Here is a 16,834-nt window from a genome sequence, read left to right as displayed (position 1 = left end):
CGCCCACCCCGTCCGTCACCTCGAAGAAGGTGTGGTCCGGGGCCGCCGGGTAGGGGCCGCGGCCGGTCAGGAGGGCGAGCGGTCGGGGCGGGGGTGGGTCAGGCCCAGGTCGTAGGCGAGGATCACGGCCTGGATGCGGTCGCGGGCGCCGATCTTGGCCAGCACGCGGCCGACGTGGGTCTTGACCGTGCTCTCGGAGAGGACCAGGCGTTCGGCGATCTCGCCGTTGCTCCAGCCACGGCCGATCGCGAGGAGGATCTCGTGCTCGCGCTCGGTCAGGGTGCGCAGGCGGGGGTCGGCGGTCGGGGGTGTGTCCGACGGGTGGCCGGGGAGGCGGTGGGCGTAGGTGTCGAGCAGGCGGCGGGTGAGTCCGGGGGCGATGACGGCGTCGCCGGAGGCCACCGCGCGGATCCCGGCCAGCAGTTCCTCGGGGAGGGCGTCCTTGAGGAGGAAGCCGCTGGCTCCGGCGCGCAGTGCGGCGTGCGCGTACTCGTCGAGGTCGAAGGTGGTGAGCACCAGCACGCGGGAGCGGCCGCCGGCGGCGACGATCCGGCGGGTCGCCTCGATGCCGTCCATGCCGGGCATCCGCACGTCCATCAGCACCACGTCCGGCCGCAGTTCGGCGACCTGGCGGACGGCCTGGACGCCGTTCTCCGCCTCGCCGAGCACCTCGGTGCCGGGGACGCTCTCCAGCAGCATCCGGAAGCCGAAGCGCTGCAGCGGCTGGTCGTCCACGATGAGCACGGTCGTCATGACACGGCCCCGGCGCTGGGGGTCCGCGGACGGTCGAGGGGTGCCGGGTCGAGGACGGCCGCCACTCGCCAGCCGCCGCCCGGGCGGCGTCCGGCGGTCAGCCGCCCGCCGTAGAGGGCGGCCCGCTCACGCATGCCGGTGATGCCCTGGCCGGCGGAGTCGGTGTCAGACGGGGATGGGAATGGGGACGGGGTTGCGGATGGCGATGCGAATGCGGCAAGGCCTTGGCTGTCGGCGCGGCCGGTGTCCTCGATGGTGACCTGGATCTCCCGCTCGGCCACGCACACGGTGAGCTTCGCCGTGGTGTCCGGGCCCGCGTGCTTGAGGGTGTTGGTGAGGGCCTCCTGCGCGATCCGGTAGACGGTCAGCTGCAGGCCGCGGTCGAGGGCCTCCACGTCACCGACCGTGCGGTAGGTGACGCCGGGCCCGGCGGCGCGCACGCGCGCGCAGAGCGCCTCCAGATCGGCGACGCCCGGCTGCGGGGTGAGCTCCAGGCCGTCCGCCTGCTCCTCGCGCAGCACGCCGAGCATCCGGCGCAGCTCGCCGAGGGCCTGGCGGCCGGTGCCGGCGATCAGCTGGAGCGCCTCCTTGCTGCGCTGCGGTGCGAGGTCCGCCGCGTAGGCGCCGCCGTCGGCCAGACCGATGATGACGGACAGGTTGTGGCCGATGATGTCGTGCATCTCGCGGGCGACCCGGGTCCGCTCGGTGGCCGCCGCCAGTCGGCTGCGCTGGTCGCGTTCGACCTCCAGCCGCGCCGCCCGTTCGCGCAGCGCGCCGAGGTAGGCCGTGCCGACGCGGACGGCGAGGCCCAGCGCGGCCGCCGCGGTGGCCGCGCAGCAGAGGAAGAACATGGCGACCAGCGGCGAGACCACCACCGACACCCGGGCCACGACCAGCACCAGCGCCGCCAGCGCCGCCGCCCCGACCCAGGGCAGGCGACGCAGGCGGCCGTGGCGGGCGACGCTGTAGAGGGCCACGAAGAGGGCGATGTCGGCGTGCAGCCAGACGTCGAGCCCCCACTGCGCGACGAAGACCGCCGCGATCACGGCGAACACGGCGGTGGGGTGCCGGCGCCGCCACAGCAGCGGCAGCGCCAGCCCCAGCTGCAGGCCGACCACCGCGACCAGCGGCAGCCCGTTGGCGTGCACGATCCCCGGCCGGTCCTCGCCGTGCAGCAGGTCCGGCAGTCCGAAGAGCAACAGGACGGCCAGGACCCCGGCCGCGTCCAGCAGCCAGGGCCGGGCCCGGTCGGACCGCTGCATCCGCCGGCCCGCCCGCATCAGCCCGGACACCAGGGGGTGCCCCCAGAGCGGGTCTCCCGCGGCGCCGTCGGGCGGCGCGTCCGGGCTGGTCATGGGTGTCACCCGTCCATCATCGCAGCCGCAACGATTCTCAGGCGTCGGTGCGCTTGAGCCGGTAGGCGGCGCCGGCCAGTGCGAGGACCGCCCACAGCGCGAGGACCAGCAGGCCCATCCCCGGCGAGAGGGTGTGCGCGTCCTGGTGCAGCGCGTACATCGAGTCGCCGGCGTGGCTGGGCAGGTACTGGCTGACGTTGTTCTGCCAGCTCGTCGGCAGCAGCTCGATCAGACCGGGCACCAGCAGCAGGGTGCCGACCAGGACGGCGATGCCACCGGCGACCGAACGCAGCAGCGCGCCCAGGGCCACCCCGCAGACCCCGATCAGCGCCAGGTAGAGGCCGGCCATGAACATGCTGCGCAGCACACCGGCGTCGGAGAAGGTCAGCGCCGCACGGGTGCCCGACACGATGCCGTGCCCGAACCCGAAGGCGGCGAACGCGCCGATCGTGCCGACGATCAGGGCGACCACACCGAAGACCAGGGCCTTCGACCAGAGCACCGGCAGCCGGCGCGGCACGGAGGCCAGCGTCGAGCGGATCATCCCGGTCGAGTACTCGCCCGCGGCGACCAGCACGCCCAGGACGCCGACGGCCAGCTGGCCGAAGTTCAGCCCGAAGAGGGAGAGGCTGACCGCGTTGGCCGCCAGCATCTCGGGGTCGTCCATCGGACGGCCGGCCGTGAGGTTGGCCTTGTAGCGCCAGGCCCGGATCAGGCCGAAGGCCAGGATGAAGACCAGGGCCAGCGTCAGCGTGATCCAGCTGGAACGCAGCGACCAGAACTTGGCCCACTCCGAGCGCACGACGCGCGCGGCGGTGACCTTGTACACGGGACGCGCGGGCGCCGCCGGGGTCGTGGTGGTGACGGTGGCGGTGCTCATGCTGCGCTCCCAACGGGCTCGGCGCTGTCGGCGGGCTCGGCGGCCTGGACGCTCGGGGTGGTGGTGTTGCCGTGGTACTCCACGGCGTCCCGGGTCAGCTCCATGAACGCCTCCTCCAGCGAGACGCCCTTGGTGGCCAGCTCGAACAGCGCGATGCCGTGCTCAGCCGCCTTCAGGCCGATCGCCCGCGCCGCCAGGCCGGTGACCAGGAGCTCCTCGGAACCGGAGCGTCCGGTGATGTCCACACCGGGACCGGCCAGCACCTCGCGCAGGCGTGCCGGGTCGGAGCTGGCCACCTTCACGGTGTCACCGCCGGACTGCCGGATCAGGTCCTTGACGGTGGTGTCGGCCAGCAGCCGGCCGCGCCCGACGATGATCAGGTGCTCGGCGGTCAGCGCCATCTCGCTCATCAGGTGCGAGGAGACGAAGACCGTGCGGCCCTCGGCCGCCAGACCGGTGAGCAGGTTGCGGATCCACAGCACGCCCTCCGGGTCCAGGCCGTTGACCGGCTCGTCCAGCATCACCGTGGCGGGGTCGCCCAGCAGCGCGGCCGCGATGCCCAGCCGCTGGCCCATGCCCAGCGAGAAGGCGCCCGCGCGCTTGCGCGCCACGGACTGCAGGCCGGTCAGCTCGATCACCTCATCCACCCGGCGGCGCGGGATCCCGTGGGTCAGCGCCAGGGTGTTGAGGTGGTTGAAGGCCGAGCGGCCCGGGTGGATCGACTTCGCCTCCAGCAGCGCGCCGACCTCCTGGAGCGGGGCACCGTGCTCGGCGTAGCGGCGGCCGTTGACGGTGACCGAGCCGCTGGTCGGCGCGTCCAGGCCCACGATCATGCGCATCGTGGTCGACTTGCCCGCCCCGTTGGGGCCCAGGAAGCCGGTGACCATGCCCGGCTTGACGGAGAAGTCCAGCCGGTCCACGGCCGTCTTCTCCCCGTACCGCTTGGTCAGTTGCTGTGCCTCGATCATCGGGTGCTTCCCACCTAGCCTTGGGCCGGCGGACGTTCCGGCCGACATCATGACCAGGCTAGGAGTGGGGGACGGGCCAACCCGTGGTACCCAGGGCTGAACCGGGGCGCTCGCGTAGTACCGCGGTACTACCCGGTTATCCGGTGGCCCGGTGGCCCGGTAAGTCTCCTGGCTGCCGGGTGCGTTGGACGCCTCGATCTGACAAGATCCACGCGCTGCCGCTAGAGTCCGGCCACGATCGAACGGCTGCGCGGGCAACGGGCAACCGGCAGCGGGCTTGGGGGAATCATGACGGATGCAGGGCAACCCGAGGACGCGGTGCCGCAAAGCGCTGTGCCGCAGGACGCGGTACCGCAGGACGCGGTACCGCAGGGCCCGGTGCCGCCGGCGGCCGTTCCGCCCGGGGCCGGCGCCGGTGATCCATGGGCACCGCCGCAGGACGTCCCTCCCGCAAGTCCGTGGGCGGCACCGGGTGCCCTGGGTGCCCCGACCGCTCCCGGCCCCGGCCCCGGCCCTGCTCCGGGGCTGCCGTACGGCCCGCCCGGCCAGTACAGCCAGCACGGCTACGGGTACGCGTACGGCTACGGACAGGCCGGACCGTACGGCTACCGGCCCGACGAGCGCCGCGTCGTCGAGGGAACCAACGGGCTGGCCATCACCTCGCTGGTCACCGGCATCACCTGCTGTCTCTGGCCGGCCGCGCTGGGCTTCGGGATCGCCGCGCTGGTCCAGCTCCGGCGCCGCCACCAGCGCGGGCGCGGGGTGGCCATCGCGGGGGTCGTCCTCGGGACGCTCGGGCTGATCGCGGCGACGCTGGGCGCGATCACCGGCTCCCTGCACTTCCACGTCTCCCCCACCACCGGTGCCGCTGTTCCAGGACCGATACTGCCCCTGCCCAGCGACACCCCCAGCGCCCCCGACGCCCCCAGCACCCCCGACGCCCCCAGCACCCCCGACGCCCCCGACGCCCCCGGCAGCTCGGCCGGCTCGGGCGGCTCAGGCAGCTCGGGCGGCCCCACCGATCTGCCCCAGGTGCAGCAGGCCTTCGTGGACGACACCAGCGAGATCGCACTCGAGGACCGGCTGCTGGCCATCCCGGTGGACGACGCCGCGATGGCGACCGAGACGTCCGGGAGCGTCGCCCAGGCACTCGTCGACACCGTGGAGACGCTCGGCAGGACGCAGTGGCCGGCCGAGGACAAGGGCACCATCGACGCGCTGGTGAGCAGCTTCAACGCCGACGTGACGGTCTGGAACGCCGCCCGGGACAACACCGCCGACCCGGTGGCGGCCTTCCAGGCGGCGCTGCGGACCAACGCCCCCTCGGTCGCCGAGACCACCGCCCGCAGAGCGCTCTCGCTCACGGACGATGGCCTGCCCGCCGACCCGAGCCCGGGCTCAGGCGCGAGCTCAGGCGCGGGTTCGGGTTCGGGGACGGCGACGGCGACGGCGACCGCAGACGCTCAGCCGGCCGGCGGAACGGTGTAGACGTTGTTCGGCGTGGCGATGCTGGTGATCGCCTGCGCGATCACGGTGCTCGGCTCGACGCCCTGGGCGGACGTGGTGTCAGTGTTGATCATCACGACCAGCGTGGCCTGCTGGGAGGGCAGGTAGACGGTGACGCTCTCGTAGCCCGGGAGGGAGCCGTTGTGCCCGATCCAGCCGTTGGTGTCGAACAGGCCCAGGCCGTAGCCCACACTTGCGCCCGGTGGCAGGAACTCGGTCCGCTGCGCCTGGACGCCGCTGCTGAGCAGCGTGCCGGTCGCGACGTCGAAGGCCCACTTGTGCAGGTCGTCCAGCGTCGAGATGACAGCGCCCGCCGCCCAGCCCCAACTGGGGTTCCAGTTCGTGGAGATGGCCTGCTGCCCGTTCGGGGTCTGGGTGGTGTAGCCCTGGGCGTGCGGGTCGGGGAACTCGGCGCCGCTGGGGAGGAAGGTGTGGCTGAGCCCGGCGGGGCCGGTCACGTGGTCCTGCAGGTAGCTCGCCAGATCCTGGCCGGACAGCTTCTCGACCACCAGGCCGAGCAGGATGTAGTTGGTGTTGTCATACAGGAACTGGCTGCCGGGCGCGAACAGGTTCGGGTGGCTGAACCCGAAGGCGAGCAGCTGCTGCGGGGTCCACGGCTGGGTCGGGTCGGCGAGGAACTTGTTGATGAAGGTCTGGTCGGACGAGTACGGGAACAGACCGCTGCGCATCTCCAGCAGCTGGCGCAGCGTGATGTTGTCGCCGTTCGGCACGCCGGAGACGTACTTGGAGATCGGGTCGTCCAGGCCGGCCTTGCCCTGGTCGACGAGTTGCAGGACGGCGGTGGCGGTGAAGGTCTTGGTCTCACTGCCGATCCGCATGTTGAGGTTCTGGTTCATCGGGGTCTTGGCGGCGGTGTCGGCGAAGCCGAACGTGCGCACGTAGTCGGGCTGCCCCGGCTGCCACAGCCCGACGATCGCACCGGGCACACCGGCCTGTTGCATCGCCTGCTGGATGGCGCTGTCGAGCCTGCTCGCCTCCGTCCCGGGCTGGTCCTGCTGGAGCGCCCGGACGGGAGCGGTGGCCTGAGCCGGGACGGCGGCCACCTGCAACAGCCCGGCGAGGGCCAGCGTGGCAGCCGCGATTGCTCTGCGGGTGGGTAAGGCTCTCATGAGTCGATCGTCAGCCTTCCCGCTCCTCGGCGCGATTCGGCCGGCGAGGCGCACGGAGGGTGTGCGATCAGGCACCGATAGCAGTCATCGGGGCCGAGTCGGGGCAGGTCAGTGGGTCCCGAAGAACTGCCGGCCGACGCACCGCTCGTACTGCCCGATGTGGTTGAACTGGTAGCAGCTCTGCGTCCGGTGGGCATACCAGACCAGGAAGACGACGACCAGGGCGGACACCGCGATCGCGAGCGACGACATCACCAGCGCGGCGATGGCGCGGCGCCGGCCGGCGCCGGTCCGCCCGGACCTCCGCAGGGCGACGAGGCCCAGGATCAGCCCGACGCCGCCGAGCAGACCCCCGATCAGGAAGAGCGAGCCGATCAGGCTGCCGAGGCCCAGTTCGGCGGCGGTGTCGGCCAGGCGGTTCCCGCCGGCCGGATCCTGCCGGCCGGCGCCGGTGTCGATGCCACGGCCGGGGCCGGGGTCAAACCCGATGCCGCGGTCGAGGCCGGCGGCCTGCGGACGTGGGGCGTAGGTCTCCTGGGTGTTCATCAGCCGTTCTCCCGTCAATTCGATTGGATGGGACACGATCCTGACGTTCGGACCCTCGGCCGCACATCGCGGAAAGGCGGGAGAAACCGCTCCCCCGATCGGGGGAGGCCGCCGCTGAGCTGCCCGGCCATACTGTCGATCATGATCAGGGGAATCCGGCCGCTGCTGCGCGGCTCCACGTACTCGGGTGTGCTGTTCGCCTATTGCGGCGCCTTGGTGAGCTTTCCGCTGCTGCCTTTCGCGATCGCACCGGCACTGGCCCTGCGCTCGGCGCCCTATGCGGTGCAGGCCGTCGTGACCCTGGCGATCTGGGCGGCACTGCTCGGCCTGGTCGGGCTCGTCCCCCTCACGCGGCGGGCGCTGATCGCGGCCGCCCGTCGGCTGCTGGGGGTGCCGCTGCCGGATCCGGTGACCCGCCGCCGGCCCGCGAGCCCGCCCGGCGGCAGCTCAGCCTCCGCCGCCCCGGCCTCCGCCGCGCCGTCCGGCACCGACCGCTGGCGGACGCCGCTCTGGCTGCTGCTGCACGTGGCCCTGGGGTGGACGGCGGGTCTGCTGACCGTCGTGCTGGTGGTCGCGGGCGTGACCCTGCCCGGGGGCCTGCTCGGCGGCGAGGCGCGGGTGAGTCTGTTCGGCTGGTCGGTACGGCCTGCGGGTGGCTGGACCTGGGTGACAGCGCTCGCCTGTCTGCTGCTGGCGGCGGCCGTCTGCGCGCTGGTGACGAGCGCTCTGCGTTGGCTGGCGCCACGGCTGTTGGGGCCGTCGTCGGCCGAACTGCTCGCGCTGGCGGCCGAGCGTGAGCTGCTGCTGGCCGAACGCAACCGACTGGCCCACGAGTTGCACGACTCGATCGGGCACACGCTGACGGCGGCCACGATCCAGGCCGCGGTGGCCGGCGAGGTGCTCGCCGCCGACCCGGTCGCCGCGCGGGCCGCCATGCGCAGCATCGAGGAGTCGACCCGGGCGGCGCTGGAGGACCTGGACTACGTGCTCGGTGTGCTGCGCGAGGAGCAGGCGGGGGCGGCGCCGACCCGGACCCTGGCCGACCTGCCCGAGCTGCTGGACCGGCTGCGGCACGCGGGCGCCGTGCTGGAGCCGGAGCTGTCGGGCGAGTTGGCGCAGGTGCAGGGGACGCTCTCCCGGGCGGCGTACCGGATCCTGCAGGAGGGGCTGACGAACGCGCTGCGGCACGGCGCGGGCGGTCCGATCGAGGTCCGGGTGGTGGCCGGGTCGGACGGGCTGGAGCTCAGTGTGGTCAACCGGACCGGCACGAAGACGGGGACAGGTGGTTTCCCGACCTCCGGCCACGGTCTGCCCGGGCTGGCCGAGCGGGTGCGGCTGCTGCACGGTGAGATCGAGGCCGGCCCGGACGGTTCGCAGCACTGGCGGCTGGCGGTCCGGCTGCCGGCACGGTTGTCGGCGTGATCGGCCCCGACGCGGGCGAGCCCAGCTCCGCCGCCGCCCCGATCACCCTCCTGATCGCGGACGACGACGAGGTCACCCGCAGCGGCCTGCGCACCCTGCTCTCGGTACAGCCGGGGCTCGCGGTGGTCGGCGAGGCCGCCGACGGCGTCGAGGCGGTCGAGCAGGCACGCCGGCTGCGGCCCGACGTGGTCCTGATGGACGTGCGGATGCCGCGCCGCAACGGGATCGAGGCCACCCGGCAGCTGCTGGCCGACTCGGCCGAGCCGCCGAAGGTCGTGGTGATCACCACCTTCGAGAACGACGACTACGTCACCGCCGCGCTCGGCGCGGGGGCCAGCGGATTCGTGCTCAAGCGCCTGCCGGTCCGGCAGATCGCCGAGGCGGTGCGGGTGGTGGCGGCCGGCGAGGCGATCCTCTTCCCGGCGGCCCTGCGCCGCATGGTCGCCGCCCGTCCGCTGGCCTGCGCCGAGGCGCTGCCGAAGGCCGCGTTGACGGGGCGGGAGGAGGAGGTGCTGCGCCTGATGGCCACCGGCCTGTCCAACCCGGAGATCGCGGAGACGCTCAGGGTGAGCCTGGAGACGGTGAAGACGCACGTCGGCAACGTGCTCCTCAAGCTCGGCGCGCAGAACCGGACCCACGCGGTGGTGATCGCGTACGAGTCCGGCCTGGTGGTGCCGGGCTTCACCGGCTGACCCGGCCCGCCCCAGTGCGTGGTCTCAGTGCGTGGCGTCAGCCTTTGGCGTCGGGGTGGGCCAGGCCGAGGTGGTCGCGCAGGGTGGTGCCCTCGTAGTCCGCGCGGAAGACGCCGCGCTCCTGGAGCAGCGGGACCACGGTGTCGGCGAAGGCGTCCAGCCCGCCCGGCGTGATGTGCGGGACGAGGATGAAGCCGTCGCTCGCGTCCTGCTGGACGAAGGCGTCGATGGTCTGCGCCACGGTGGCCGGGGAGCCGACGAAGGACTGCCGGTTGCCGGTCTCGATGACCAGGTCCCGGATCGACCACTTGTTCGCGGCGGCGAGCTCGCGCCACTCCCGGGCGGTGGCCACCGGGTCGCGGTACATCCGCACCTGGGCGCGGCCCTGCGCGATGGCGTGCTCGCCGGGGTCCGGGTCCACCTCGGGGAGCGGGCCGTCCGGGTCGTAGGCGGAGAGGTCGCGGTTCCAGACGAACTCGAGGTGCTTGATCGCGGTGGCGCCGCTGACCTGCTGGCGCCGCACCTCGCGGGCCAGTTCGCGCGCCTCGGCATCCGTGTCGCCGAGCACGAAGGTCGCGGCGGGCAGGATCAGCAGCTGGTCGTGGCTGCGGCCGTAACGGGCGAGGCGGTCCTTGACGTCCGTGTAGAAGGCGCGGCCCTCCGCGAGGGTGCTGTAGCGGCTGAAGATCGCGTCCGCGCTGGAGGCGGCGAACTCGCGGCCCTCGTCGGAGTCGCCGGCCTGGAAGATCACCGGGCGGCCCTGCGGACTGCGCGGCACGTTGAACCGGCCGGCGATGTCGAAATGCTGACCCTGGTGGACGAAGGCGCCGGCCCGCGCGTCCCGCAGGAAGCTGCCGGACGCCTGGTCGGCGACGATCTCGTCGCCCTGCCACGAGTCGAACAACTCCGTTGCGGTGCCGAGGAACTCCTTCGCCCGCGAGTAGCGCTCGGCCTGTGGGAGGAAGCCGCCGCGGCGGAAGTTCTCGCCGGTGAAGGCGTCCCAGGAGGTGACGACGTTCCAGGCGGCGCGGCCGCCCGACAGGTGGTCGAGACTGGCGAACTGGCGGGCCACCTCGTACGGCTCGTTGAAGGTGGAGTTGATCGTGCCGGTCAGGCCGAGGCGTTCGGTGACGGCGGCGAGCGCGGCCAGCACGGTGAAGGTGTCGGGCCGGCCGACGACGTCCAAGTCGTATATCTCACCGCCCTGTTCACGCAGCCGTAGTCCTTCGGCGAGAAAAAGGAAGTCGAACTTGGCCCGCTCGGCGGTCCGCGCGAAGTGCGCGAACGAGCTGAACTCGACGTGGCTGCCCGCCTCGGGGTCGCTCCAGACGGTGGTGTTGTTCACCCCGGGGAAGTGCGCGGCGAGGTGGATCTGCTTGAGCGGCTTGCTCATCGGCTCGTACGGTCCTTCCGGTTCAGCGGGCTGCGGCGGCGTAGCGGTTGGCGGGTCGGGGCAGACCGAGCAGCCCGCGCAGGGTGTCCGCCCGGTAGGCGGTGCGGAAGGCGTCGCGGCGCTGGAGCTCGGGCACCAGGTGGCGGGTGATCTGCTCCAGGTCGTGCGGCAGGGCGGCGGGCCGCAGTCGGAATCCGCTGAGACCGGCCTGCTGCCACTCCTGCAGCAGATCGGCGAGCTGGGCAGGCGTCCCGGTGAAGACCCGGGCGTCGCCGGGGACTTCGGCACCGGCGCTACCGGCGCTCTGGTCCAGCCGGGCGCGGCGCTCGGCGGCGGCGCCGGGGTCGGCGTCGAGGAAGACCAGCAGGTCACCGAAGACGTGCACCGTCTCGTCGGCGCGGTCGGCCGCGGCCTGCTCGGTCCGGATCTCGCCGACGATCGACCGGGCGTGTTCGGCGTCCCGCGGGGTGACGAAGCCGAGATCGGCCGAGCGGGCGATCAGCCGGTACGACCCGGTGTCGTGCGCCAGCGCGGCGACCACGGGCTGGCCCTGCGGCGGGCGCGGTGTGATGGACGGGCCCCGCACGCTGAACTTGGCGCCCTCGAAGTCGATGTAGTGCAACTTGCCGCGGTCGATGAAGCGGCCGGTGGCGGTGTCGCGGATCTCCGCGTCGTCCTCCCAGCTGTCCCAGAGCCGCCGCAGCACCTCGACGTAGTCACCGGTCTCGTCGAAGAGCTCCTGGAACAGGGCCTGTTGGGCCGCCGAGGCCGGTTCCCCGATCCGCAGCGGTGGCACGGTCCGGCGGCCGAAGTGCGCGGCCTCGTCGGTGCGGGCGGACGCCTTCACCCGGACCCCGGCCCGGCCGGTGCTGACGTAGTCGAGCGTCGCGATCGCCTTGGAGACGTGGAACGGTTCGGTGTGGGTGACCACGGCGGTCGGCACCAGCCCGATGTGCCGGGTCAGCGGCGCCACCCGGGCGGCGATCAGCACGGCGTCCAGCCGCCCCCTGACCTGGTCGGTTCGCTCGTCCGGCTCGGTCCGGCGGGAGGACTGCAGGCTCAGCGAGTCCTCGATGGTCACCAGGTCCAGCAGGCCGCGCTCGGCCTCGGCGACCAGGTCGGACCAGTAGGACGCGGTCAGCAGTTCACCGGGGCGGGCGCCGGGCTCGCGCCAGGCCGCGGGATGCCAGCCGGCGCCGTCGAGGGCGACGGCCAGGTGGAGGTGGTCGGGTGTGGCTCCGGGTACGGGTCCGGGCATGGGCGTACTGCTCCCTGTGGGCGTGCCGAATCGCGTCAACGACCGTCCGGGGGACGGGTGGAGACTCGGCGAGATGGGGTGGGCCAGGCGAGGCGGTGCGGCGGGAACCAGGCAGCGCTAGACGAGGTGCCGGCACGCCGGACAGAGTGCGGCGGCGACGCGCTGCAGGTCGATGTGGCGCCGCGAGTACGCGGTGGAGGGCCCAACGTGTGCCCGCACTGTCGCCACCTCCCCACTGACACTCATGACCTGTGACATTCATGAGCCTGTGACACTCATGACCTGCCAGCACCGTAACCCGGCATCAGGGTCGGACACAATCCTGTTCAGGCAGGCGCGGTGGCCGTCTCACACTCTGGCAGGCAGGCGTTGACGCGAGTCCTGACCGGGGCCTACTGTCCGGCGCAGAACGGTCATGAGTGTCGGCGACAGGTCCCAGGTGACGGCCGGCCGACGCACGTTCGGTCAGCGCGAGGCCCTGCGGGGCGGAATGGTCACGGTGGCGGCGATGTACGCAGGTGCGGGGACGGCGGTCTGTCGGCGTCATTGCCGCGCCCTGCCGTACCTGAACCGCCACATCGACCTGCTCCGGGTCAGCAGCGCGCTCTGTACGGCCGCCCGCAGTGCGCGGGCCGGCGCCCTCTGTCTGGGCTGACGGCTTCCTGACGCAACGCCGTTCGCGGCGTTCCGCTCCCGTCCATCCCGCTTCCGTCCATCCCGCCCGGTGCGGCGTGCTGTGCCACGCCCCGGGTGCCTTCGCTCCGCCGTACCGCGACCACGCGGCGGGCGGAGCGCGGGAGTTCACTGGAGTCCCCGATGAGTGAATCCCTCCTCCCCGCCGCGCCGTTGGGCGCCGAACCCACCGAACCTGCCGGACCCGAACGCGCCGCGGCAGCCACCGCACCCGCCGCACTCGCGGCCGCAGGCTGGGCGCACGTCGTTCCGCGCCGCCGCCCGGGCCGCTGGATCGGCACCGCGGTCGTCCTGGTGCTGGCCGCCCAGATCTCGCACGGGCTGGTGACCAACCGGTTCTACCAGTGGGACCGGTTCCAGTACTGGTTCGCCCGCCCGGTGATCCTGCACGGACTGCTCGTCACGCTGGAGGTGACGGCCTACAGCGCCGTCCTCGGACTGCTCGGCGGCATCCTGCTCGCACTGGGCCGCCAGTCCCGGAACCCGGTTCTGCGGGCCTGCAGTTGGGTCTACATCTGGCTGTTCCGCTCGGTGCCGCTGATCGTGGTACTGCTGTTCCTCTACAACTTCAGTGCGCTGTACCACAGTTTGAGCCTCGGAGTGCCGTTCGGCCCCGCCTTCGTGCACTTCGACGAATCGAGGCTGGCCACCGACATGGTGGTGGCGGTCGTCGGACTCAGCCTGAACGAAGCCGCCTACGCTGCCGAGGTGGTGCGGGCCGGCATCCTCTCGGTCGATCAGGGCCAGCACGAAGCGGCCGCCGCCCTCGGACTGCCCAGGCGCCACCAGTTCACCCGGATCGTCTTCCCCCAGGCGCTGCGGGCCATCGTCCCGTCCTACGTCAACCAGCTGATCGGCCTCGTGAAGGGCACCTCGCTGGTCTTCTACGTCTCGCTGCTCGACCTGTTCGGCTCGGTGCAGAGCATGGGCAGCACCTATCCCGGCGACATCGTGCCGCTGCTGCTGGTCGCAACCGTCTGGTACGTGATCCTCACCAGCGTGGTCTCGGTCGCCCAGTTCTACGTGGAGCGCCACTACGCGCGTGGCGCGCTGCGTGCGCCGCAGGCCCCGAGCAAGGTCCGCTGAATCACTACCCGCTGCCCAGTGCCCACTGCCCACTTCCCTGGTGCCCGTACCCACGCCCACATCCCGTCACCCGCTCCCGCACATCGAACGATCGAGGACAACCATGCCCGGCTTGCGCACCAGTGCCATCCGCCGCCTCTCCGCCACCGCCACCGTCACCGCCTTGGCCCTCGGTCTCGCCGCATGCGGGAGCGACGCCGGCTCGACCGCCACAGGCACCGACAAGGCGCCACCCGGCGTTGTCACCGTGGCCGCGGTGTCCAACGGCGCCGGCCGGCAGGCCGATCTCAAGGTCTCCGAAGTGGCCGCGATCCGCGCCGAGTTGCCGCAGCCGGTGCTCAGCAGCGGCAAGCTGGCCATCGGAGTCGGAGCACTGCCCGCCGGCTTCGCACCGCTGGCGTACGTCGGCAGCGACCAGCAGACCCTGACCGGCGCCGAGCCCGACTTCGGCCGACTGGTGGCGGCGGTCCTCGGCCTCAAGCCGGTGGTGTCCAACGCCACCTGGGAGAACCTCTTCGTCGGCATCGACAGCGGCAGGACCGATGTCGGCTTCTCCAACATCACCGACACCGAGGAGCGCAAGAAGAAGTACGACTTCGCCTCCTACCGCCAGGACAACCTGGCGTTCGAGGTGCTCAAGACCAGCAACTGGAACTTCGACGGCGACTACCGGAGCCTGGCCGGCAAGACGGTCGCGGTCGGCTCCGGAACCAACCAGGAGAAGATCCTGCTGGAGTGGCAGTCCGAGCTCAGGGCGGCGGGCAAGGACCTGACCGTCAAGTACTTCCCCGACAACAACGCCGTCTACCTCGCGCTGGCCGGCGGTAAGATCGATGCCTACTTCGGTCCCAACCCCGGCATTTCGTACCACATCACGCAGGACGCGGCGACCACCAACCCGACGCGCAACGCCGGCAAGTTCTCCGGAGCCGGCGCGACGCTCCAGGGGCTGATCGGCGCGGCCACGAAGAAGGACAGCGGCTTGGCCAAGCCGATCGCGGACGCGATCAACTACCTGATCGAGCACGGGCAGTACGCGCAGTGGCTGGCCGCCTGGAACCTGTCCAACGAGGCCGTCAGCAGCTCGCAGGTCAATCCACCCGGTCTGCCGCTCAGCAATTCGTGATGCCACGTCAATCCTCCTCCGAGGCAAGGAGATCCGCGACCCCATGTGCAGCACCAGCGTCCACCACCACCCGACCCGGCCGCCCGGCGCAGCCGCGCCGCACGTGCTCGACAACCCCGTCTGGGCCGCGCTCACCGGTCCGCACTCCCGGCTCGCCGAGCGCGTCGGCCGGGCCGCCCGCTACCCGGTGGACGTCTCCCCGTTCACCGCTCTCGCCGATCCGGCCGATCCGCGCGCCTGGGCCGACCTCGCCACGCTGCTCGGACCGGACTCGCCCACTGTGGTCCCCGGAGCGTTCGACGTGCCGGACGGGTGGCGGACCGGGGACTCGATCCAGGGCGTCCAGCTGGTCGACACCGCGCTGCGCGCCGAACCCGCCCCGGAGGCAGTGCGACTCGGCCCGGACGACGTGCCCGAGATCCTCGACCTGATCGCCCGCACCAGGCCGGGCCCGTTCCTGCCCCGGACCATCGCACTCGGCGACTACCTCGGCATCAGGCACGGCGGCCGGCTGATCGCCATGGCCGGTGAGCGGCTGCGCCCGCCCGGCTGGACGGAGATCAGCGCGGTCTGCACCGACCCGGAACACCGCGGCCGGGGCCTGGGCACCAGGCTGGTCCGCGCGGTCGCGGCGGGCATCAGGGAACGCGGGGACACGCCCTTCCTGCACGCCTCCGCCACGAACACCGAAGCCATCCGGCTCTACGAGGCCATCGGCTTCACCCTGCGCCGGACCACGGTCTTCCGCCTGGTCCACACCCCGGCGGCCTAGCTCCTGCCCTGCTACGCCGTCGCCATGGCCTCGGCGTAGCAGCGCCAGGCGAGGTCCTGGACGGACTCCAGACCCTGCGCGTCGAGGAACTCCCGCAGCCCGCGCCGGCCGGCCGAGGGCAGGCCCAGCTTCGGGCGGCGGGCGACGGCCGCGAGGCTCGGGTGTCCCGAGTCGAGCAGGATCTGCTTGAGCAGGAGCTTGTCCTGGCCGGTGGCGCGCAGTCGGGGCCAGCGGGCGGCCAGCAGCAGGGAGAGCGGTTCGGGTTCCGCGTAGGCCAGGCTGTGGGCCAGGCCGGCCGATTCGGCGACCGCTCCGTAGGCCCTTTGCTGCCAGGGCAGTTCGACCGCCAGGCTGTACGCGGCGCGGAGCGAGAGCCGGCGCTCGGTCGGCTCGCCGGTTCGCAGGTCCGCGGTCGCGCCGAACAGGGCGTCGGCCGGTTCGCCGATCAGCAGGCAGTCGCCGGGGCGGCCGTGGGCCAGGGTGGCCTGGAACGCGGGTACCAGTGAGAGCAGTTCGGGGCGCGGATCCTCAAGCAGCCGCTGCAGTCGGCTGATTCCCGCGGGCCAATCGGTCCGGCTCGTGTCGACCGCCGTCAGCGGGACCTCGAGTTCGGCGCAGACCGCAGCTGCGTGCTGCAAGTCCTCGGTGGCCGTGGGGTGTTCGTAGAGGCAGAGGCAGCGCACGTCGATGCCGGCCCGGCGGCAGCACCAGAGCAGGACCGTCGAGTCCACGCCGCCGGAGAGGAGCAGCAGCGCCGTGCCGTCGGCGCAGCGGCGGGCGAGCGCCGCACAGAGCCGCTCCTCCAGCATGGCCGCGGTCGGTTCGCCCTCGCGGGGCGGCAGGCTCAGCGCCGCCGCCGGGCCGGCCGCGACCGCCTCGCGCACGCCGCAGGCGAACGGCTGGTTCCAGCCGAACGCCTGCGGGTGGTCGCGCTGCGGCTGGGCGGTCCAGTCGGGCAGCCACTGGCCCAGTGCCCGCAGCGAGGAGGTGAGGACTCCCCGCCCGGGCAGCGCGAACAGCGCCTGGCCGGCGGCCGGGTGGCCCTCGGGTAGCTCCAGTAGCTCTGGCAGCTCTGGCAGCTCCGGCGGCTCCGGGAGTTCTGCGGGGCCGGCGGCCTGCGTGGCGAGCAGCGCGGGGACGTCCGCCGCGGGCGTGCCGTGGCGGCCGATGATCAGTGCCTGCGAGCTCGGCAGCACCAGCAGTTCGCAGCCGCAGTGGAGGTGTCCGGGAAGCAAGCGGTCCACTCTTTCCTGG

Annotated in this window: 17 protein-coding genes; 7 read left to right on the top strand and 10 right to left on the bottom strand. The window is 72.6% G+C overall.

Going from position 1 to position 16,834, the window contains the following annotated elements:
- Window positions 1-66: 66 nt before the first annotated feature.
- Genes AC060L_RS31835 through AC060L_RS31820 form a run of 4 tightly spaced genes read right to left on the bottom strand, consistent with a single transcriptional unit; the run spans window position 67 to window position 3,956 of the window.
- Window positions 67-753, bottom strand: coding sequence for a response regulator (locus tag AC060L_RS31835; RefSeq protein WP_483802444.1), 687 nt, complete (start codon window positions 751-753; stop codon window positions 67-69).
- The gene (locus AC060L_RS31830; RefSeq protein ID WP_483802443.1) at window positions 750-2,108 is read right to left on the bottom strand and encodes a sensor histidine kinase; all 1,359 of its coding nucleotides are present in this window, start codon (window positions 2,106-2,108) and stop codon (window positions 750-752) included. The genes AC060L_RS31835 and AC060L_RS31830 overlap by 4 nt, the downstream gene beginning before the upstream one ends.
- Window positions 2,109-2,145: 37 nt before the next feature.
- Window positions 2,146-2,988, bottom strand: a complete 843-nt coding sequence (locus AC060L_RS31825) for an ABC transporter permease (protein WP_483802442.1) — start codon at window positions 2,986-2,988, stop codon at window positions 2,146-2,148.
- The gene (locus AC060L_RS31820; RefSeq protein WP_483802441.1) at window positions 2,985-3,956 is read right to left on the bottom strand and encodes an ABC transporter ATP-binding protein; all 972 of its coding nucleotides are present in this window, start codon (window positions 3,954-3,956) and stop codon (window positions 2,985-2,987) included. Before AC060L_RS31820 ends, AC060L_RS31825 begins: the two co-directional genes overlap by 4 nt.
- 288 nt (window positions 3,957-4,244) lie before the next feature.
- On the opposite strand from AC060L_RS31820, the gene AC060L_RS31815 reads away from it, so the two are divergent.
- Window positions 4,245-5,444 carry a DUF4190 domain-containing protein gene (locus AC060L_RS31815; RefSeq protein WP_483802440.1) on the top strand — a complete coding sequence of 400 codons (1,200 nt, stop codon included), beginning with the start codon at window positions 4,245-4,247 and terminating at the stop codon, window positions 5,442-5,444.
- On the opposite strand, the gene AC060L_RS31810 is transcribed toward AC060L_RS31815, so the two are convergent.
- Together AC060L_RS31810 and AC060L_RS31805 are read right to left on the bottom strand one after the other, a co-directional pair.
- Complete coding sequence (locus tag AC060L_RS31810) at window positions 5,420-6,592, bottom strand: serine hydrolase domain-containing protein (RefSeq protein WP_483802439.1); 1,173 nt, start codon at window positions 6,590-6,592, stop codon at window positions 5,420-5,422. The genes AC060L_RS31815 and AC060L_RS31810 overlap by 25 nt on opposite strands.
- A 108-nt stretch (window positions 6,593-6,700) precedes the next feature.
- Window positions 6,701-7,138: a DUF4190 domain-containing protein gene (locus AC060L_RS31805; RefSeq protein WP_483802438.1), complete on the bottom strand. Its 438-nt coding sequence runs from the start codon at window positions 7,136-7,138 to the stop codon at window positions 6,701-6,703.
- A 141-nt stretch (window positions 7,139-7,279) separates the two neighbouring features.
- On the opposite strand from AC060L_RS31805, the gene AC060L_RS31800 reads away from it, so the two are divergent.
- Window positions 7,280-8,560: a sensor histidine kinase gene (locus AC060L_RS31800; RefSeq protein ID WP_483802437.1), complete on the top strand. Its 1,281-nt coding sequence runs from the start codon at window positions 7,280-7,282 to the stop codon at window positions 8,558-8,560.
- Complete coding sequence (locus AC060L_RS31795) at window positions 8,557-9,252, top strand: response regulator transcription factor (RefSeq protein ID WP_483802436.1); 696 nt, start codon at window positions 8,557-8,559, stop codon at window positions 9,250-9,252. The genes AC060L_RS31800 and AC060L_RS31795 overlap by 4 nt, the downstream gene beginning before the upstream one ends.
- 37 nt (window positions 9,253-9,289) lie before the next feature.
- On the opposite strand, the gene AC060L_RS31790 is transcribed toward AC060L_RS31795, so the two are convergent.
- From AC060L_RS31790 to AC060L_RS31780, 3 genes are all read right to left on the bottom strand, one after another.
- Window positions 9,290-10,645, bottom strand: coding sequence for an NtaA/DmoA family FMN-dependent monooxygenase (locus tag AC060L_RS31790; protein ID WP_483802435.1), 1,356 nt, complete (start codon window positions 10,643-10,645; stop codon window positions 9,290-9,292).
- A 22-nt stretch (window positions 10,646-10,667) separates the two neighbouring features.
- Window positions 10,668-11,903 carry an LLM class flavin-dependent oxidoreductase gene (locus tag AC060L_RS31785; RefSeq protein ID WP_483802434.1) on the bottom strand — a complete coding sequence of 412 codons (1,236 nt, stop codon included), beginning with the start codon at window positions 11,901-11,903 and terminating at the stop codon, window positions 10,668-10,670.
- Window positions 11,904-12,020: 117 nt separating this feature from the next.
- A complete protein-coding gene (locus AC060L_RS31780) occupies window positions 12,021-12,149 on the bottom strand; it encodes a putative leader peptide (protein WP_483802433.1) in 129 nt (42 codons plus the stop codon).
- A gap of 169 nt (window positions 12,150-12,318) precedes the next feature.
- Between AC060L_RS31780 and AC060L_RS31775 the strand changes: the two genes are divergently transcribed.
- The 4 genes from AC060L_RS31775 (at window position 12,319) to AC060L_RS31760 (ending at window position 15,580) form a co-directional block, all read left to right on the top strand.
- Window positions 12,319-12,558 (top strand): hypothetical protein, encoded by a 240-nt coding sequence (locus AC060L_RS31775; protein WP_483802432.1) that lies wholly within the window; start codon window positions 12,319-12,321, stop codon window positions 12,556-12,558.
- Between the two features lie 161 nt (window positions 12,559-12,719).
- Window positions 12,720-13,682, top strand: a complete 963-nt coding sequence (locus tag AC060L_RS31770; protein WP_483802431.1) for an amino acid ABC transporter permease — start codon at window positions 12,720-12,722, stop codon at window positions 13,680-13,682.
- A gap of 103 nt (window positions 13,683-13,785) precedes the next feature.
- Window positions 13,786-14,808, top strand: coding sequence for a transporter substrate-binding domain-containing protein (locus AC060L_RS31765; RefSeq protein WP_483802430.1), 1,023 nt, complete (start codon window positions 13,786-13,788; stop codon window positions 14,806-14,808).
- Between the two features lie 43 nt (window positions 14,809-14,851).
- Complete coding sequence (locus AC060L_RS31760) at window positions 14,852-15,580, top strand: GNAT family N-acetyltransferase (protein ID WP_483802429.1); 729 nt, start codon at window positions 14,852-14,854, stop codon at window positions 15,578-15,580.
- Between the two features lie 11 nt (window positions 15,581-15,591).
- On the opposite strand, the gene AC060L_RS31755 is transcribed toward AC060L_RS31760, so the two are convergent.
- Window positions 15,592-16,815 (bottom strand): asparagine synthase-related protein, encoded by a 1,224-nt coding sequence (locus tag AC060L_RS31755; protein WP_483802428.1) that lies wholly within the window; start codon window positions 16,813-16,815, stop codon window positions 15,592-15,594.
- Window positions 16,816-16,834: the final 19 nt, after the last annotated feature.

It is taken from the genome of Kitasatospora sp. NEAU-69, assembly GCF_057158765.1.
The sequence above is the reverse complement of the archived record's forward strand: the minus strand, read 5'-3'. Positions and strand labels throughout refer to the sequence as shown.